The organism is Cohnella sp. WQ 127256 (genome assembly GCF_024519285.1).
Classification (GTDB): Bacteria; Bacillota; Bacilli; order Paenibacillales; family Paenibacillaceae; genus Cohnella.
Genome location: NZ_JAMZCY010000018.1, coordinates 1 through 12,896 on the forward strand (window position 1 = coordinate 1; position 12,896 = coordinate 12,896).

General features: G+C 36.3%; 15 protein-coding genes. All 15 read right to left on the reverse strand.

All coding sequences use genetic code 11. From position 1 onward, the window contains the following. Positions 1-582: 582 nt before the first annotated feature. The 15 genes from M1K58_RS29090 to M1K58_RS29160 all read right to left on the reverse strand — a co-directional run bounded on the left by M1K58_RS29090 (position 583) and on the right by M1K58_RS29160 (position 12,688). Complete coding sequence (locus M1K58_RS29090; RefSeq protein WP_256762431.1) at positions 583-1,191, reverse strand: hypothetical protein; 609 nt, start codon at positions 1,189-1,191, stop codon at positions 583-585. 230 nt (positions 1,192-1,421) lie between these two features. Then, positions 1,422-1,991, reverse strand: a complete 570-nt coding sequence (locus tag M1K58_RS29095; protein WP_256762433.1) for an RDD family protein — start codon at positions 1,989-1,991, stop codon at positions 1,422-1,424. A 771-nt stretch (positions 1,992-2,762) separates the two neighbouring features. After that, a complete protein-coding gene (locus M1K58_RS29100; RefSeq protein WP_256762434.1) occupies positions 2,763-3,032 on the reverse strand; it encodes a hypothetical protein in 270 nt (89 codons plus the stop codon). Positions 3,033-3,423: 391 nt separating this feature from the next. Continuing rightward, on the reverse strand, positions 3,424-4,092 hold the full coding sequence (locus M1K58_RS29105; RefSeq protein ID WP_256762436.1) for a hypothetical protein: 669 nt from the start codon (positions 4,090-4,092) through the stop codon (positions 3,424-3,426). Between the two features lie 224 nt (positions 4,093-4,316). Beyond that, the gene (locus M1K58_RS29110) at positions 4,317-4,850 is read right to left on the reverse strand and encodes an SF0329 family protein (RefSeq protein WP_256762438.1); all 534 of its coding nucleotides are present in this window, start codon (positions 4,848-4,850) and stop codon (positions 4,317-4,319) included. A 240-nt stretch (positions 4,851-5,090) separates the two neighbouring features. Then, positions 5,091-5,555: a hypothetical protein gene (locus M1K58_RS29115; RefSeq protein ID WP_256762440.1), complete on the reverse strand. Its 465-nt coding sequence runs from the start codon at positions 5,553-5,555 to the stop codon at positions 5,091-5,093. Between the two features lie 176 nt (positions 5,556-5,731). Continuing rightward, positions 5,732-6,490 carry a HEPN domain-containing protein gene (locus M1K58_RS29120; protein WP_256762442.1) on the reverse strand — a complete coding sequence of 253 codons (759 nt, stop codon included), beginning with the start codon at positions 6,488-6,490 and terminating at the stop codon, positions 5,732-5,734. Between the two features lie 677 nt (positions 6,491-7,167). Continuing rightward, complete coding sequence (locus M1K58_RS29125; RefSeq protein WP_256762444.1) at positions 7,168-7,722, reverse strand: hypothetical protein; 555 nt, start codon at positions 7,720-7,722, stop codon at positions 7,168-7,170. A 253-nt stretch (positions 7,723-7,975) separates the two neighbouring features. Then, positions 7,976-8,434, reverse strand: coding sequence for a DUF6557 family protein (locus M1K58_RS29130; RefSeq protein WP_256762445.1), 459 nt, complete (start codon positions 8,432-8,434; stop codon positions 7,976-7,978). Positions 8,435-8,655: 221 nt separating this feature from the next. Then, entirely contained in the window at positions 8,656-9,105 is a 450-nt protein-coding gene (locus M1K58_RS29135; RefSeq protein WP_256762446.1) for a hypothetical protein, read from the reverse strand. Positions 9,106-9,302: 197 nt separating this feature from the next. Continuing rightward, complete coding sequence (locus tag M1K58_RS29140; RefSeq protein ID WP_256762447.1) at positions 9,303-9,767, reverse strand: hypothetical protein; 465 nt, start codon at positions 9,765-9,767, stop codon at positions 9,303-9,305. A 220-nt stretch (positions 9,768-9,987) separates the two neighbouring features. Continuing rightward, entirely contained in the window at positions 9,988-10,407 is a 420-nt protein-coding gene (locus M1K58_RS29145) for a hypothetical protein (RefSeq protein ID WP_256762448.1), read from the reverse strand. A gap of 197 nt (positions 10,408-10,604) precedes the next feature. Then, positions 10,605-11,405, reverse strand: coding sequence for an aminoglycoside phosphotransferase family protein (locus M1K58_RS29150; RefSeq protein WP_256762449.1), 801 nt, complete (start codon positions 11,403-11,405; stop codon positions 10,605-10,607). Between the two features lie 225 nt (positions 11,406-11,630). Then, entirely contained in the window at positions 11,631-12,179 is a 549-nt protein-coding gene (locus M1K58_RS29155) for a hypothetical protein (protein ID WP_256762450.1), read from the reverse strand. Positions 12,180-12,394: 215 nt separating this feature from the next. Beyond that, entirely contained in the window at positions 12,395-12,688 is a 294-nt protein-coding gene (locus M1K58_RS29160; protein WP_256762451.1) for a hypothetical protein, read from the reverse strand. Positions 12,689-12,896 lie beyond the last annotated feature (208 nt).

The window sequence follows — 12,896 nt, forward strand, 5'->3', positions numbered from 1 at the left end:
ACTATTGGAAGTGAGCTGAATATGCAAAAACGACTCTCAATATTTAGATATGTTTGTCCATTAATTCTATTTCGCCCTTGATCTGATTCAGACATTAATATTCTAGTGCCGTAAAAATTGATTCCTTGCTCCTGGGTCTATGTTGCACTTGAGGTTATGTTGCTCTTGGGTCTATGTTGCTCTTGAGGTTATGTTGCTCTTGAGGTTATGTTGCTCTTGAGGTTATGTTGCTCTTGAGGTTATGTTGCTCTTGAGGTTATGTTGCTCTTGAGATTATGTTGCTTTTGGATCTTAGTTGTTACTGATTATTTTGCTTTATTATATTCTTAGATTTTAATGATAATCTTGGTTTTCATTAAAGCGGACACGCACAATCTAGCCTTTATAAATGCTCTCGAGAATTACGCATAACGTTCTTGTATTCGCGACGTCCATTCCCCTTAGATAGCTTTTATCTTAGGGGAATGGATGTATCTGCCTGAATTCACTTCCTCGATAAACACTCCAGGCAGATCAAGGGCTGTATGGCCCGCAGCGCGAATATTGTGTTATGTGATGTCAGAGCCTTCATTGATATAACCTTCAAAATATCTTCACTATCTGTCTTTCCCCTTCCTCATCTACATACTCGAAATTTCCGTTATCTTTCCAACCAATTATCCTCTCATAGGGTTTTATTTTCTTTAATTCTTTATATGGTAATTCTAATGGTTTACAAAAATCGTAAAATCTGATTTCGTATTCATCAGCCCAATAACACCCTTCTACAACCAATACATCAATCCCAGGAGCGTAATGTATTGCCGCCCAACAGAATCCCATACCCTCATAAAATTCTTCTGGCACAAAATCAATAACTTTCATGTTTATTAAATCAACTATTGTGTAACCTTGATAATCTTGTCCACAAAGTAAATGATACTCTTGTTCTTTCATAATCCATTCGAAGTCAAATGATCCAATATTACGGATCAAAAAAATTTCCTTCCCCGTACTAAGCTGTTTAACAATCCCTCTAGTATATTGCCATCCTCGATTTTCTTTATTGTTAAAATATTCAATGATTAACTTATATGCCATATCTGGTGAATAAAAAATATCAACTTTATCAGTTTTATACTTATCTTGTATACAAAATAATACCTCCTTGCGACAATCGAGGTACTTCTCTTCTTGTGCTATATTCTTCATTACAATCCCCCAAATCCAATATGCCCTGATTTCACATAACGTTATTGTATTCACGACGTCGATCTTCCTTAGATAGCTCCTATCTTAGGAAGATCGATGTGTCCGGCTGATCCTGCTTCCTAGTATCTGAGTTCGCTCCAATCGAGTCCTCTTCTACTCCGACCCGACCGAGGGGCGTATGTCCCCGAAGCGTGAATATGGTGTTATGTGAAGAAACATGGCTTCACCGTCTAATCCTTCAGCTTCATTAATTCCCTAGAATCCTTATGGATTACAAAACTCTTAGCCAAAAAATCATGAATAGCTCTCTTTTGTTTATTAAAAGCAATAGATAGAGAATCAATAATAAATAATAATCCCATTAAGATATTTAATATTTCATACTTCCCTGAATAATTATTGATATAATTGCTAATTTGTTGTTGATCTATACTTTCTTGGATGCCTTGTTGAAATATTAAGATTTGAACAATTGAAAAGAGTAAATAGATTGATATCCTTTTGATTGAATTAAAAATTGATAGGTTTCTACCATTTCGATCAGTTATTCTAACTTTCATAATTAGTTTGCCTAGCGTACCTCCAAAATAAGATATCATGATAATGAAATACAAATAGACTATTATCCAGTAGATTACATATGGAATTATACTCTCCATGTTAATCGATAGATTAACAGAAAGATTATAGAGGTAGATGATTGGGATAAACGGTATGAAATCAATTAGTTGAATTATTACTCGATACCAAAATCCAATAAATTTTATTTCTTTAAGCTCTGAATTGATATGCGATTCCATTTGCAATTTTTCTCCTCTGTGTTGGTACTTGTGTTATTTCACATAACGTTCTTGTATTCGCGACGTCCATTCCCCTTAGATAGCTCCTATCTTAGGGGAATGGATGTATCTGCCTGATCCAGCTTCCTCGAAAATACTTCTGGCAGATCAAGGGCCGTATGGCCCGCAGTACGAATATTGTGTTAGAGGAAGTTCCCTCTTCTTCGAGAAACTTTCATATCGCTTTGATTATATAATGCTCTTTTGATCTTCAAAATCGCACTAATCCTTAATTACGTTCTTGATCTTGATTACGCACTTGATCTTCAATTAAGCTCTTAAATCTTTAATTACGCTTTTATTCTTCAATCAAGCTCTCGATCTTTAATTAGGCTCTTAATCATCAATTTCACTCTTGATCTCTAAATTAAGCTCTTAATCTTCATTTACTCTCTTGGCATCCACTTATTTATTCCCAGATATTAGGTACAATGTAGCATGAATAACTAAAAAAGAGAATACACAATTCGTATCCCCTTGTTCTTCATATGTATTAGGGAATTTCCTCTAACGTTCGCGTATTCACGACGACCCACCACCCTAAAGGAACGAAGTGACTGGCCGCGATGCGGTTGGGTGGTGCGGATGTGTCCGGCTGATTCTGCTTCTCTGCTACTGAAATGCTTCTCCGAATCCACTTCTAACTTCTCGCCGGATCGAGGGCGAATGCCCGATGCGTGAATATGGTGTTATAGGATGTCAGCGTCACCTTTGAGTTACTTTCGTTAATTGTTACTTGTTATCTTTAATTATCTGATCTAATCGACCTAATGTTTCTTCATCCATCGTGAATACTAAATTGATACCCTTAATAACATGCGTTATTGTTGGAAGTTGTTCAATTAGTTCATCTCTATAATAGATTTCAATTGATCGATTTAATGCTTTAGTAGTGACTTCTTCAATTTTATTTTTATTCTTAGGCAATATATAGAGCCCACGAGAGAAATTACTATCGAGCAAAGAAATTACACCATGTTCCTTTAGTTCAAGGTCTGTCATTAATATATCTCCCATTGTCATTCTTAAAGATTAAATAAGGTTCTTTATCTGCATCTTCGCAGCCGGTTGCTGTGAAAGTAAGTATGCAAACTATTAGAATTTTATACATTAGTTTTGCACTTCTCATATTTATCCCAATTCTATTAATGTATTTGTTGCTTCAAAAGGTTTTGATGTACTTAATGCTCTTACGCTGATTTCCTATAACGTTCTTGTATTCACGACGTCGATCACCCTTAGATAGCTCCTATCTTAGGGTGATCGATGTGTCCGGTTGAATCAGCTTCATTGAGATTGAAACTACATCTTTCGAATCCACTTCATCTCCGGTCCGGACCGAGACAGCTCGACTGTTTAAGCGTGAATATGGTGTTATCTGAAGTATCCTACTTCAACGAATAGCCTTCAATTCATCATCCCAGTTACGAACATTTGCTATTAGTTTTTGTAGAATGATATTAATAAAACCAAATAGTGCATATACACATTCCATTTCCACAATAATATATCCATTAACTTCAGTTACTTCAGTCTTCCTTTCTATTATTTTTTGCATTCTATTTTTGTCATGTTCCTTAAGCATTTCTAACCGGCCATTTGTGTGTGCATAACTATTACGCAATAAATACAGAAAATCCAGCCTACTCCACGCTTCATCACTTAATTCAAGATCAAATATTAAAATGTGTTCAAAATATTTCTTAAATTGATCAATTATGTTACTTCCTCGAATGTCAGATAGCTTTAATTGAATTTCTTTTTTTGCTTGTATAAATTTTGCTATTTCAATTAGTGAAGCCTCAAATGATGCCCATAAGCTTATAATAAATGCACTCCTAAATGCCTTCGGGTATAAATATTCCGTTTGATAATAATGTTGTTGTCTTACAATATCCCAGTCATCTTCACTTGCATTTTTTCCATATGACTCAACCTGTTTTGATAGCTCTTTCCATCTTAGTTCAGATAGATGCGACTCTTGATCGTCAATCGTTACTAAAATATCTCTTAAAGAGTTTAGCTCTGCAAGAGCTTCAAATAATCTAAAATCTATTATCATTTAAGATTTTCCTCCAAAATGCAATTAGGGATATTTCAGATAACGTTCTTGTATTCACGACGTCCCACCACCCTAAAGGAGCTAAGCGACTGACCGCGATGCGGTTGGGTGGTGCGGATGTGTCCGGCTGACCTCGCTTCCTAGCTGCTGAAAATTCCTCTCTGAATCCACTTCTAACTCCGGTCCGGACCGAGGGGCGAATGCCCCGATGCGTGAATATGGTGTTAGGCGAAGTTTCCCTCTTCCTTGTATAGCCCCTCTGCCTTTTTCCTTATCACTATAAATTTAATTACGATAATATTTTCATCCTTTTTTATATTCAATAATCTTCTCTTTCCTAATCTTCCATCGAAGAAAGCAATAGCCCTTATAATTGGGTTTGATGAGTTCATGGCATCTTCAATTGATAAATTTAAGTATTCTTCAATAGCTTCATAAAATTCGTATTGATTATGTATCCCTTGTCGTTCCATTTCGTTAGCAGCTTGGTTATATGCTTGATAATATCCTTTCTGCTGAACTGGATCTTTCCAATCTAGGGAATTGGTTTCCGCTCTAATTTCATTGGCAAGGGTATTATATTTATAACTTCTCTTGACTGTACAAAAATCATGAATAATATCATGATCAAAAGTTACCCAGGCCCTACCTACTTGATCATGTGTCCCCCTATAACGTGTGCTATTATATGAAACTCTATTTTTGAGAGAGTCACATATTCTTGATTCTAATTGTTCTTTCAACTTGCTCCATCGCATTTCTTTCACCTCGCACTTAGGGAATTTCGCCTAACGTTCTTGTATTCACGACGTCGATCACCCTTAGATAGCTCCTATCTTAGGGTGATCGATGTGTCCGGCTGATTCCACTCCCCTGCTGCCGAAATTCCTCATCGAGTTTCTTCTAGACTTCGAGCCGGACCGAGGCAGCTTGTCTGCCGAAGCGTGAATACTGTGTTATATGAAGTAGTCGTCTTCCTTGAGAAACGAACAAAAGCTCTATATTCTATACCAATTTCTTATCGATTTTATATATTCCTTATCGTCAATCTCTAGCTTCATATTATCTAGTATTGAAAGTCCTTCAATTAATCCTTCTGGTATTTCTGTCGTATTACTCGTCCTTACGAGATCCATCAATAGGGATAGACTAGTTGTAATTAAATCCGAATCTGATTGTTCTAATACTATTTGCATTGATATCCTTATTAATCTAAAAGCTGTTTCCTCATTCAATTTCCTTTCAAGGTCTGAGAATAACCCTGTAGTATATTCTCCGATAATCAAATGATACTTCCATCTGTTTGTTCTTAATACAATTAAATCTTTCAATAGTTGATCATTTCCACTGGATATCAGACTAATAATTTCATTGTCCTCTTCAGACTCCAAAAGATCACCTTCTAAGATGTAATAATGTATTAATTGGTTTACGACTATTTCATATAACGTTCTTGTGTTCACGACGTCCCACCGACTTAAGGCGACGAAGTCGCCGGGCGCGATGCGCTTAGTCGGTGCGGATGTGTCCGGCAGATTCCGCTTCACTGCTTCTGCCAATTGCATCCCCGAATCCTCATCTAACTCCTGCCGGACCGAGGGCCGAATGGCCCTAAGCGTGAACATGGTGTTAGGCGAAGTTATTTCACTTCATTTGATAACACTTCATCTTCTGTATATTCATTTAACCCCAATAAGTCACCAGGGTCATTAACATTTATATTTAGTTCATATACCTTTATGGCAAGGCTAAATAGCAATTTTTCAAGCTCATCTGAATAGCTTTTTAGAATGTCATACTTTAAATCATGGGTGATTCTTTCATGAACAATTTCATTTCTAAGCCTCACCAATTCAATAATCGCATTGGAAATGGTATTTGGAATTTGAAGTCCCGTTATATCTTTTATCCTTTTAAAAACTGATTTAATTTTTCCTGAGTTACACTTTTGAGATGCTCTATTTGCCATTTCATTAATATAATCGTCTTTTGATTCGTATTTCAGAAAATCAGAAAATGAGAAGCCTAAATCTGCGATTCCATCATCAAATAATTGAGTCAAAGATAAAATCCTATTCGGTTCCTTTTTGAATATGCAAAGAAAAAAATCATACATCGATGTCTCTACAATAGTCGCCATATAGACAATAATTTGGTTATTCATAACATTTACTGTTTGAGTAAGATTAGACTTAGTATATTTATGCCAATCCCCTCTATCTTCACTATCTAATGGAATATGTTCATATCCCCCATCATCATTAATCCTATAACCCATTTTATTTGTAAATATCCTCAATGCATCATCATCATTGATGTAGTCGAGCAAATTTTCATAATTAAGGATTGATTGAAAATTCATTGACCAAAATTGTTGAAAGTCGAATTGGTTGTTCACTTATCATTTCTCCTAGGTTTGAAATAATTTCGCCTAACGTTCTTGTATTCTCGACGTCCCACCACCCTAAAGGAGCAAAGCGACTGGCCGCGATGCGGTTGGGTGGTGCGGATGTGTCCGGCTGATTCTACTTCTCCGCTACTGAAAATCCCTCTTCTTCGAGAATCTTACAAAACACTTTGATTTAATAATGCTCTCTATCTTTACTACGAACTTGATCTTTACTACGAACTTGATCTTTATTACGAACTTGATCTTCAAATTCGCATTAATCCTTAATTCGTTCTTGATCTTCAGTAACGCTTTTAATCTTCAATTACGTTCCTGATCTTCAATTGTCTCTTGATCTTCAATTACTCTCTTAATCTTTAATTGCGCTCTTGATCTTTAATAACGCTCTTGACACCACGTGTTTATTTCCAGATATTAGGTACAATGTAGCATGAATAACTAAAAAAGAGAATACACAATTCGTATCCTCTTGTTCTTCATTTGCATTAGGGAATTTCCTCTAACATTCATGTGTTCACGACGTCGATCTTCCTTAGATAGCTCCTATCTTAGGAAGATCGATGTGTCCGGCTGATTCCGCCTTCCTGTATCTGAATTCGCTCCAATCGAATCCTCTACAACTTCGACCGGACCGAGGGGCAACGCCCCGATGCGTGAATATGGTGTTAGGTGATGGATGCTTCTTCCCCGATATTACTATAAACAAGATCTCTTATTATTCTATCCTCATCGTATTTATACTTAAGCTTAAACTTTTTGTTTAACAACTGTTTATAGCGATATTTATCTATTAGTACGTTCTCCAACACTTCGAATTGTAATGAGTTATCCGTTCTTCCTTCCATACACACCAAAATAACCTTACATTTCATCAACCATCTTCCAGCCTCAGCAATTGTTTGATCGTTTTTTTCTTTACCTAATTTCTTCTCAACTATTTTCTTTAATAGATTATTGAAACCACCAATTGTTCTTAAGTCAAGATGTCCACCGAATCTTTCAATAAATGGTCTTGAGGAAGCCTTTCCTATGTATATTATCTCTTCATTTTCTTTAATTACATAGACACCATTTCCCACAAAAGAATTATCCATCGAATTAAAGAATACAAGATCAAATAAATTTAATTCTCCAATTGTCTTACCCTCTAAAGAATCTATCTTTTGAAATAATTCCTTCCATGTACTCCTTTGAAGTAATTCTTCATCAATAATCCACATCGAGTACACCTCCATAATTTAAGCATCTTTCACCTAACGTTCTTGTATTCGCGACGTCCAACTCCCTTAAGCCCAAAGGGCGGCCGCGATGCGGTTAGGGAGTTGGATGTGTCCGGCTGATTCCGCTTCCCTGCATATGAGCTCGCTCCAATCGAAATCACTCCAACTCCGGTCCGGACCGAGGGCCGAATGGCCCGATGCGTTAATATGGTGTTATCGGATGCCATTGTCATCTTTGAATATCCCCGATAAATTATTCTTCTTCATTTCCCAGGTTGTTCAATTTATTTGCAATATCAATTTCTGAATATCCAAACCACGTCATTTCACACAGACATAGTGCTACTATTTGTTCGTATCTAAATCTTTTTAATACATTATTGTCAATAAAATATCCAAGCCATTCAGGCCACTTTGAAGCTGATAAATCCCAATACCCTGACCACTCTGTAGAATTGTTCTTCCCATGAACTCGAAATTCTTCAATCTCTTCCCCATTATTAATTGGAAGTTCAGGTGATTGTTTTGATTCTTGTTTATCAATATATATAATCATATTCTCTTCGTTGTTAATTGCATCTATCTCTAACAAATCATTAAATATTGATCTTAAATAATTCTTTTGATCAATAGAATCAGGATAATTATAGATATATTGATCCCATACTTTATCAAAATCTACCTTATGTAATACATCTTTGAAAGTGGTCATGAATATTAACTCCTTGGATTTCTAGCTCTTTACAATGGTTTCCGATAACGTTGATATATTCGCGACGTCCATTCCCCTTAGATAGCTCTTATCTTAGGGGAATGGATGTATCTGCCTGAATTCTCTTCTTCGAAATACTCCTGGCAGATCAAGGGCCGCATGGTCCGCAGCGCGAATATTGTGTTATACGAAGGGACCCTGAAATACTTACACATGTTTTTTCAATTCAATAGTTCATATATTCTTCTAATATCTTTTTCAAATTTATTAAAATATTCAGAATCAAATTCAAATGAACCATTCAATTTTGTTGTTATCATATAGTTCTCTGAATATCTATTTCTTTGTAATGAGTAATTAATTATAAACCGATCTAATCTAATACTTTCCAATGATATTTCGAATTCCTCTGGGCTCATTGATTTTATGTTTATAAAGCCTTCTCTTAATTTGTTTATTTCAATAAGATCTGTTAAGAATTCTTTTTTTTTGTGTTTCTCTAGGCATATATTGGTTGACCCTCTAAAGGAATGATCTATAATTTCAACTTTATACGAAATTGATGGATATCTCTCAGCCTCAAGATCAGCAAAGCTAAAATGAACACTTGATTTACGATCAAGAGAGAATAAAATAAAATCATTTTCATCAAGCGGCTTTCTTGTGATCAAACTAATCATCCTTTCATTTAATCAATTTCAGCTTCGTCCTTTCGTATAACGTTGTTGTATTCGCGACGTCCATTCCCCTTAGATAGCTCCTATCTTAGGGGAATGGATGTATCTGCCTGACTCAGCTTCCTCGAATACTCTCCGGGCAGATCAAGGGCCGAATGGCCCGCAGCGCGAATATGGTGTTATGCGATGCCTCAGCCATCTTCGAGACTGCTTTCTATTAATTCCTTGCTTGCTTTGTTTAATTCATCATTTCTTTCTAAATTTCTTAATGTTTCCTCAACATCCGTTTGATCTAGCGTTTTCATTATTATTAAGTTTTCAATATGAAATCCGATTTCATCGGAACTATTAAAATAATTCAATAATTTTTTTGGTGTTGTAATGATCGCCCATCGTTTACTACCATCAGAAAATATCATACTAATATCAATAAAATCTATTTCATTAATATCATCATCGAATTTCCAGTTGATTAAAGATGGTATTTGACTAATGCCTTCTATAAAATGGCCTTTGTGAACCCAAATTCTCTTGCCATGGTCTGCTGAAATTCTATATTTATAATCTTCAATCTTTATAACTTCATAACTTTTTCCTCTTGTAAGTGCATGAGAATATCCTCCGACACTTACACAGGTAACATAGTGAGCTCTCACGAAATCACTTCCCATTTGCATTTATGCTTTACTGAGGTTTCGCATAACGTTCTTGTATTCATGACGTCCATTCCCCTTAGATAGCTCTTATCTTAGGGAATGGATGTCTCCGGCTGCTTCGCTTCCCGAAATATCCTCTGCCGGACCAAGGGCCGAATGGCCCGAAGCGCGAATATTGTGTTATGTGATGTTGCTGACCTCTTCGAATAACCCATCCAATCTAATATCTTTTAATAATTTCGGCTCTAGGTACTCCTGTTATCTCTTCTATTTTTTTAGGATCCATTTTTAAAGCTCTCATTCTTCTTATCAAATTATCTCTTTCAGTCCAACTCCCAAAAAGTCTACCGTTTCTAAATCCATCCTCTCTTGCCTCTTCAATTTCTTTAGTGACTGTAAATACTTCCCCTACTAATTCTCCGCACCATGAAGATTGCTCATCATCATAAATTATTCTTGCTTCTACTTGAATATCTTCAGTATAAATGATTACTATTTCTCCATCAGAAAGGTCGAAATATTCCATATCAAAGCTAGATATTCTAAGTCTATTAGGATTTGGGCCATTGAAATCCGTCCAAATTTTCTTCATGTTATCTCCTCTGGTTTCAGCAATTTCACATAACGTTCTTGTGTTCACGACGTCCCACCGACTTAAGGCGACGAAGTCGCCGGGCGCGATGCGCTTAGTCGGTGCGGATGTGTCCGGCTGATTCTGCTTCCCTGCTGCTGCCAATTGCATCCCCGAACCCTCTTCTAACTTCTGCCGGACCAAGGACGGAATGGCCCGAAGCGTGAACATGGTGTTGTGCGAAGTGTTGCACTTCCTTGAATCATCTACACGATTGATCTTCTAATTAATTCTACAAGATCTCTTTTCTCTTCATCAGGTATCCACTCAGTAAGCCGAGCTGCAGCAACTGGAGTTATCCATTGGTCTATTTCTTTTATTGTTATTTCAGAGCTCTTCAAGTACTCATTCATGTATGTTTTAAGAATTTGATTTCTTATTCGGGAGACTATACCTAAAATAATTTTTGGAGTTTCTTCAGGCATTCTCCCAAGTTTGAGTAATAAAAATGTCCTAGCAACATCCCCTGCTGGATTTCCTTCCATACCTGTCATCCAATCTATAATCCATTCATTCTGATCATCAAGAATTATATTATCTGGATGGTAATCCCCATGACAAAGCTTGTTATCTTCTTTAAGCTCATTTAAATTAAGAATCATTCGTCTTTTCTCTTCTGTCGAAAGTATAGGTGCCTGTTTTATACGTTCTGTTATGATTTCCTTCTGTTTGGGAATGTCCGATGCCGAATGTCTATGAATATGATAATGAATTCGTGCCATCCTTTTTGCTTCTTTATTAATAGTCCAGAGCTTTCTAGAGATAATGTTGAGTATAGTTTTTCCATTTACTCTGGAGTAAATGATGCCCTTTCGATCACCATAATCTACTAATTCAATTGGTTGCGGACATAATATTCCCAGATTAAATACAACTTTACTGATATTGAATTCAGCAGTAATCATATGCTCTGGAATACCTGATTTAAAAAGCTTTAATACTTGCTGATTATCAAAAGATAAGATTTCAGCTGTTCTACCAAATGCGATAACTTCACGAGCATTCATATTGAGATCTCCTATTTTTTTCTCTTTGGCAATATTTCGCACAACGTTCTTGTATTCACGACGTCCCACCGACTTAAGGCTGCGCCAGCAGCCGGCCGCGATGCGGTTAGTCGGTGCGGATGTGTCCGCTGAATCTGCCTCCCTGCTGATCACTTCCAGCGGGCCGAGGGCCGAATGGCCCGAAGCGTGAATATAGTGTTAGGCGAAGTTATTGTCTTCATTGCATCAACTAAATTTAATGCTTTCTATTGTTATTTCATTTACAAATGTTGATTGACCTAAAGTATTAAAGCCTTCAACCACTTTTTCTCTATTTTTGTCTTCAAGGAAAAAATCAAAGGCTATGTTATATTCTTCTATTTTAAAACTCATATTATTTTGATCATTTATCTTTACTTCAAAAAAATCTTCAATGTTGTATCTGCTGATTATTAAAGTACTACGAAAAAGATCTATTAACACATTATGTATTTTTTCTGTTTGGGGTAAGTCGAAACTCATACCTTTAAGATCAAATTTCATTCTTACTGTCCATACAAATAACTCTTTTCTTAGATATACTAACTGAAATTCATTTTGTTCATTTATAGCGATATAGATTGCATCTTTTTTTCTAATTTGAAAATTGTACTTATCAATATTCAGAATTCCCTTTGTTTGAGCATTTTTTTGAATGGCTAACTTTATCTTCTTATGTAAGTCTTCCAAAGAATATTTCTCCCTTGTGTCTAAAGTAATAAATACAATAATTTCGCCTAACGTTGTTGTATTCACGACGTCCCACCACCTTAAGCCCGAAGGGCGGCCGCGATGCGGTTAGGTGGTGCGGATGTGTCCGGCTGATTCTGCTTCCTGCTGCTGAAATGCCTCTCCGAACATCTTCTAGCTGCTGCCGGACCGAGGGGCGAATGCCCCGATGCGTGAATATGGTGTTAGACGAAGTTATTGTCTTCTTTGAAATCCCTCAAATCTGCTTTTATTTTTCAGTCTTACTCCTTTTCAATTACGTAAAGATATCTTTTTAGTCCTGGTTGTGAAAATTCGCCCTTATATTTCCCTTTAAAATTTATATCCGTTTCGTTTGTTGATATTTGAATTTGAATCTCTTTTTCTTTGAGTATTTCATTTTGTATCTTTGTAATTATCGTCATCACTCTTACTACTTCACCTGTCAAATCATCAACTCTGTCTTCGATTTTGAAGTTTAATATTTTAACTTTCTTATTATTGATAATGACATAAAAGTGTTTTTCTAATTTTCGATGTTGATTTTCTTTTTTCATTTTTCCTCCACAATAATTTCGTCTAACGTTCTTGTATTCACGACGTCCTACCACCCTAAGGAAGCGAAGCGACTGGCCGCGATGCGGTTGGGTGGTGCGGATGTGTCCGGCTGAATCTGCTTCCAGATACTGAAAATGCTTCTCCGAATTCTCTTCTTACTTCGGTCCGGACCAAGGGACGAATGTCCCGCAGCGTGAATATCGTGTT

What these genes read in the sequence shown, in the direction of transcription:
- M1K58_RS29090 (WP_256762431.1), bottom strand. Translation starts at nt 1,191, where the DNA reads ATGAAGAATATAGCACAAGAAGAGAAGTACCTCGATTGTCGCAAGGAG.
- M1K58_RS29095 (WP_256762433.1), bottom strand. Translation starts at nt 1,991, where the DNA reads ATGGAATCGCATATCAATTCAGAGCTTAAAGAAATAAAATTTATTGGA.
- M1K58_RS29100 (WP_256762434.1), bottom strand. Translation starts at nt 3,032, where the DNA reads ATGACAGACCTTGAACTAAAGGAACATGGTGTAATTTCTTTGCTCGAT.
- M1K58_RS29105 (WP_256762436.1), bottom strand. Translation starts at nt 4,092, where the DNA reads ATGATAATAGATTTTAGATTATTTGAAGCTCTTGCAGAGCTAAACTCT.
- M1K58_RS29110 (WP_256762438.1), bottom strand. Translation starts at nt 4,850, where the DNA reads ATGCGATGGAGCAAGTTGAAAGAACAATTAGAATCAAGAATATGTGAC.
- M1K58_RS29125 (WP_256762444.1), bottom strand. Translation starts at nt 7,722, where the DNA reads ATGTGGATTATTGATGAAGAATTACTTCAAAGGAGTACATGGAAGGAA.
- M1K58_RS29130 (WP_256762445.1), bottom strand. Translation starts at nt 8,434, where the DNA reads ATGACCACTTTCAAAGATGTATTACATAAGGTAGATTTTGATAAAGTA.
- M1K58_RS29150 (WP_256762449.1), bottom strand. Translation starts at nt 11,405, where the DNA reads ATGAATGCTCGTGAAGTTATCGCATTTGGTAGAACAGCTGAAATCTTA.
- M1K58_RS29160 (WP_256762451.1), bottom strand. Translation starts at nt 12,688, where the DNA reads ATGAAAAAAGAAAATCAACATCGAAAATTAGAAAAACACTTTTATGTC.